The sequence below is a fragment of the Methylorubrum podarium genome (assembly GCF_022179745.1).
Taxonomy (GTDB): Bacteria; Pseudomonadota; Alphaproteobacteria; order Rhizobiales; family Beijerinckiaceae; genus Methylobacterium; species Methylobacterium podarium.
The window spans coordinates 1-5318 of the sequence record NZ_BPRD01000568.1 but is presented as its reverse complement, the minus strand read 5'-3'; the positions used below and the strand labels follow the sequence as shown (position 1 = coordinate 5318).

Here is a 5318-nt window from a genome sequence, read left to right as displayed (position 1 = left end):
CAAGATCATCTCCCTGCGCAAGCGCGACCACGACGAGCGCCAGGAAGAGGAGGCGATCCTCGAACTGTACCTCCAGGCGCTCGGCATGGCGTAGGACCGCGCGTCGTCGCGAGGTTCTTTACGACGTCCGGCCGGGGCCGGTTAGTTCGGGCTGTGCCCCTCTCCAGTCATCGCGAGGCGGAGCCGAAGCGATCCAGCGCGCGACCTCTCCGGAAATATCGCGCCCTGGATTGCCACGGCTTCGCCTCGCAATGACGGAGGAGAAACCGAAGCAATCGAACGGATGACCTATAATCCGAAAGGAGGGTGTCGGCCGCTGCGCGCAGGATCAGTTCGCCGCCGCGCGGAGCCGGCGCGTGAAACCGTTCGGGCCCAGTCGGACGAGGATGATTCGGCCCGCGGGCAACGCGGCGGTCATCGTTGCGATCACGCAGCCGCGGGCGAGGCGGGGCCGGCCGCCTCGGAGCCTCAGAGCGTGATGCCCTCGTGGAAGCGGTCCGGCGAGATCGGCAGCATGAACTGGGCGCCGATGCCGCCCTCGAAGTAGCGCACCACCCGGCCCGGCGTGGAGCCGACCAGGATGTGCGTGCCGATCGGCGGAGACGAGGAGGTCGCGAGCGCCACGCCGGACATCGAGATGTCGATGATTCGGGCGGCGATGAAGCGGCCGCTCTCCAGGCGCAGGGTCACGCCGGGCTGGTTCGGAACGAGGCGCTCGTTGGTCCGGCCCTCCGGCAGGCCGAGGCTCTCCCGGTTGGCGAGCCACATGAGCTGGGACGCGATCTTCTCCCGCTTGCGCGGCGTCGCGTTGATTCGCATCGCGAAGCCCCGCGGCGGATGGCGCACGATCACCCCTTCCAACCGGCCGATCTGCTCGAGATACAGCACCACGCGCTCGCCCAGCGCACCGATCACGGCGCAGGTCAGGCGCACGCCGCCCGGCGACATGTCCACGGTCTGGCAGGGATATTCCCGCCGGTCGGCCAGCATGTAGCGGCCGAGCAGCGTCGCGCGCACCCGCTGGTGCCGCCGCTGTTCGGCAGCGTAGTCCGGCAGAGAGGTGGCCGTCCCGGATCGGGAGAGCTCGGTCATGACAGCTCGGCGGTCTCGATGTCCCAACCGAATCACTAACCGCACCACGGTTACAAAAGGCTTGCATGCCCGCCGAGGCTGCGCTGCCGTCGGCCACGCGAGCGGCGCGGGAGGCCCCGTGCCGGGCGCGGACGCTCAGGCGTTGCCGCGCCCGCCCTCATGGACCAGCAGATGACCGAACCGGACCGGACGGGCATCGTTGGCGGGCTCGGGCAGGCCCTCGGCGAAGGTCCGCATCGCCGCCGGCTCCGGCGCGGCCGTCTCGAGCACCCTCAGGGACACGGTCTCGAGTCGCAGGATCGGCCGGCTGCCGAGCCATGACGGGATGCAGTGCGGGCTCAGGGCGCCGAGGATGCGCGCCTGGGTCTTGCCGCGGTGGCGCAGCGGCAGGAGCAGCAATTCGAGGTCGAGGGTCTCGTCCCGGACCGTGACCCCGGTCAGGCCCGCCACCACGCCCACGGTATCGCCGGCGACGGTCTCGATGAGCTGCCGGGGATCGGTGAAGGACTGGGGCCGCTCGGCCCAGAGGTCGACGAAGGAGGTGCCCCGCAATTCGCGTCCGAACAGGGCGCACAGGCGGGTGCCGGCCAAGCGCACCGTGCTCGCGCGCCGCACCGGATCGGTCTCCAGGATGAAGCTGTCGGCGAGCAGGTTGCGGATCTCGCCGGGCTCGATCTCGCCCCGCTCCGGCGCGGCCCTCTCTCCGCGCAGCCGGTCCCAGTAGGCGTGAAGCTGACGGCTGGTCGGATGCTTCATGATGTTCCGCATCGGTACGGCCCGGGTCTGAATGGGCACGGCTCTTGGTCGGTACGGCACGAAAAGCGTCCTCGTGCGCCGTTCGTGGTTATCGTCCGCACACCCTATGCCGTCCCGTTCGGCCACGCTCGTGCAACCCATCCTTAACCTTAACGGCCGGTCGGGAGATTCGCTTGCATTTGAGCGACCTCGTGCCGCCCCGTGCCGATTGGATCTTGCGGCGCCGCGCTTCCCCCCGACATGGTGCGGCATGGATGCCTCCCCCGACCTGCCCCGCCAGGGCCGCGTGCCCGTCTTCAACCTGCCGGGAATCGTCACCGTCTCGATTGCGGTGCTGGCCGGGATCCACCTCGTCCGCACCGTCCTGCCGGACGATCTCGACCTGTCGCTGCTCCTCAACCTTGCCTTCATCCCGGCCCGCTGGACCGCCGCCTTCGATCCGTCGTCGGCGGCCGAGATCATCCGGGCGGCGGGGGAGGGGGCCGGCGGACCCGAGATGGCCTCGGCACGGCAGGCCTTCGCCCGTTATCTCGTCGCCGACCCGTCGGCGAGTCCTTGGACCGGGGCGACCTACGCCCTGCTGCACGGCTCCTGGGTGCACCTGATCTTCAACGCGGTGTGGCTCGCCGTCTTCGGCACCCCGGTCGCCCGCCGATACGGCGTCCTGCGCTACGGCCTGCTGGCGCTCGCGGGGATCGTCGCGGGCGCCGTCGTCCATCTCCTCGTCGATCCCTACAGCCTGATGCCGCTGGTCGGCGCCTCCGCCGGCATCTCGGCCCTCATGGCGGCGGCGGCCCGCTTCGTGTTCCAACCACCGCCGCCCTTCATGGCCGGGGCGCCGTGGCAATTGCCGCCGCGGCCGAGGCTCCAGACCATCCCGGAGCTGATGCGCAACCGCCCGGCGGTGCTGTTCCTCGGGGTCTGGTTCGTCACCAACCTGCTGTTCGGCGTCCTGGCCCTGCCGCTCGGGGGCAGCGAGGGGCCGATCGCCTGGGACGCCCATCTCGGCGGCTTCGCCGCCGGCTTCTTCCTCCTGCCGCTGATGGAGCGCGGCAGCGCCGGAGGCCGGGGTTAGGCATCCGGCACGGAAGGCCGGCCGCGCCTGCCCGGCGGCATGACGATCGATCAGCGAACACGGTTTTCTTCGGGCGCACCCAACTGTGCCCGGGAAGATCCGTGTCGTACGCGCCACGCGAGGAGTTTCTGAAAGTGAGACGGCAATAAAAGCAGCCGCTCGACCGTCGGTAAGCTGAACGAGAGCGGGTAAGAACCAAAGCAACCCATGGCCGCTCCGTTCCTGATGGAGAGTGGACCCTGGTGAAACATCGCGCAGCCGTCATCGCCCGTCTCGGAACTCGTCTCGGACTCGCCTTCGCCGGCATGTGGGGGCTCGGGGGCACCGCCGCCCACGCCGCCTCCGCCGCCCAGCCCGGCCAGACGGTGGGTGTGCCGTTCGGTGCGCCGTTCCCCAAAGGCTTCTACGCCGTGAACCTGTCGAGCTTCGGCGTGCGCGAGACCGCGCCGCTCGACTCCGAGAGCAACGTCAACCTGCCAACCCTGCTCTGGGCGACCCCCTTCTCCGTCCTCGGCGGGCAGGTGCAGTTCGTCTTCGTGGCGCCGATCGCCGCCTCCAGCGTGCGCGGCGCGCCCTACAACAGCGGCTGGGGCCAACCCCTGCTCGCCGGCCAGCTTGCCTGGGATCTCGGCGACGGGGTCGGCGTCAGCTACCTCCTCGGCGGCTACCTGCCCTGGGAGACCCGCTTCCTCACCCAGTCGGCCTCGCTGAGCCACCGCTTCGCGATCACCTACGCCGCCGACGACTGGGCGATCACCGCCAACCTGCTCTACGGCCACATGCTCGAGACGCGCGCGCCCAACGGCGCGCTCTATCCCGACTACCTCAATCTCGACGTCACCCTGACGAAGAAGTTCGGCAAGTGGCAGGTCGGCCCGGTCGCCTTCGCCTCGACCGATCTCAAGACCGACGTCGTCGGCTACCGACAGCAGGGCCAGATCGCGGTGGGCGGTCTCGTCGGCTACAATTTCGGCTTCATGAACGTCCAGGGCTACGTCACCCGCGACGTGGCGGAGCGCAACTACGGCGGCAAGGAAACCCGCGGCTGGCTCCGCATTGTCGTCCCGTTCCTGCAGGACAAGGGCGAGGCCCAGCCGAATCGCACGCTGATCACCCGCCGCCAGGCCGAAGGCCGCTGAGCGGGACCGGTCGGTTCGGCCGGTCCGAAGCGCACTGCGCGCCGTCCCGGATCCGGGGCGGCGGCGCCTTCGCGACGCGGCGCCGTCATGGCCGAGCCGGTTCCCTAAACCGCGCAGCGATCGGACGCGCTCTCGCAGACCGCGGCGGCGAGATCGTCGTAGAAGATCATCTGACCGGCGGCCCAGCGTTCGAACTCCTCCTGGAGCGAGGGGTCGAACCTCGTCACGCGACGATCCTCGATCCGAAACCATCCGGCCTCGTCGGCCTCCCTGACGAGATTGCCGATATGGGCGCGCGAGACCCGCAACCGCTCCGCCAACGTGCGAAGGCTGAGCGGCGGCGCGGCGGGAGCGCCGGGGATCGTGGCGGCGTAATGGGCGCCGATCACGGCGGTCAGCAAGGGATAGCCGCAATCGCGCATGGCGAAGCGCAGCACGCGCGGGAATGGCGCGATGAGCATGCCGTGGTGCAGGACATGCGCGGCCGAGCGGCGGATGAGTTCTCCCAGATGGTCCGTGTCGTCCAGCCGCCCGGCCAGACCCGGCCGCCTGTGCTCGATCGTATCCATGGCCGCCACGAACAGGCGCCCGGATCGGCCGATCTCGGCGACCAGGGCGGGGGCCGCCCTCAGCCACTTGATGCGGGCGTCCTCCCGATCCGCTTCGACGGTGACGAAGCGGGCGGCCTTCAGGGCCGACACGAAGGCGGCCGTCTGCCGGCTGCTGGATCCGACCATGGCCTGCAGGGCGGTCAGCGTCGGGCGCGGTCCCTGGCGGCGACGCCAGGCATAGTCGTTGTGGATCAGCATGAACGAGACGAGATAGCGGCCGAACTGATTGAGCATCTTGTGGGTCGGCCACAGGATCCGCTCCGGTTCCGTCATGTCGCGGCAATACAGGGCGAGCGCCGGACGAAAGCCGGATCTCCGCCGCAGATCGTCGATCCGCGCGATGAAATCGTCGTCCAGCATCCGCGCGCCCATCGTGACTCGGATCGGATGACGGGGAAGGCCCGCCCCGCGCGGGGGCCCGCGTCCCGAACTTCCTGCAAAGTTTGGACTCTGCGGTTGCAACCTAGGAGGGTACGAGTCAAGCGGCTCGGATCGGTGCCGACCCCTGCGAGACGGCCGGAGCGTGACGACGGCCGCGCACGGACACCGAGCCCGAGATGGACGAGACTTTTCGGGAGCCGCAGCCGTGTGCGATCAGCATGCCCCTACCTTCTCGCGCCGCAGCCTGCTGGCCGCCGCGGCGGT

6 protein-coding genes are annotated in these 5318 nt (G+C 69.8%); 3 read left to right on the top strand and 3 right to left on the bottom strand.

From position 1 onward, the window contains the following. Positions 1-94 (top strand): GapR family DNA-binding domain-containing protein (locus MFF42_RS23705; protein WP_238258240.1); only part of this gene is annotated, 94 nt, incomplete at its 5' end. Between the two features lie 374 nt (positions 95-468). Here the strand turns inward: MFF42_RS23705 and MFF42_RS23700 are convergent. Next, positions 469-1092, bottom strand: coding sequence for a PilZ domain-containing protein (locus tag MFF42_RS23700; RefSeq protein ID WP_238258238.1), 624 nt, complete (start codon positions 1090-1092; stop codon positions 469-471). A gap of 135 nt (positions 1093-1227) precedes the next feature. Next, complete coding sequence (locus tag MFF42_RS23695; RefSeq protein ID WP_238258237.1) at positions 1228-1848, bottom strand: PAS domain-containing protein; 621 nt, start codon at positions 1846-1848, stop codon at positions 1228-1230. 250 nt (positions 1849-2098) lie between these two features. Here MFF42_RS23695 and MFF42_RS23690 point away from each other — a divergent pair, with 250 nt between their 5' ends. After that, positions 2099-2923 (top strand): rhomboid family intramembrane serine protease, encoded by an 825-nt coding sequence (locus tag MFF42_RS23690; protein ID WP_238258236.1) that lies wholly within the window; start codon positions 2099-2101, stop codon positions 2921-2923. A gap of 242 nt (positions 2924-3165) precedes the next feature. Beyond that, positions 3166-4062, top strand: coding sequence for a transporter (locus MFF42_RS23685; RefSeq protein WP_238258234.1), 897 nt, complete (start codon positions 3166-3168; stop codon positions 4060-4062). 104 nt (positions 4063-4166) lie between these two features. On the opposite strand, the gene MFF42_RS23680 is transcribed toward MFF42_RS23685, so the two are convergent. Then, complete coding sequence (locus MFF42_RS23680; RefSeq protein ID WP_238258232.1) at positions 4167-5033, bottom strand: hypothetical protein; 867 nt, start codon at positions 5031-5033, stop codon at positions 4167-4169. Positions 5034-5318 lie beyond the last annotated feature (285 nt).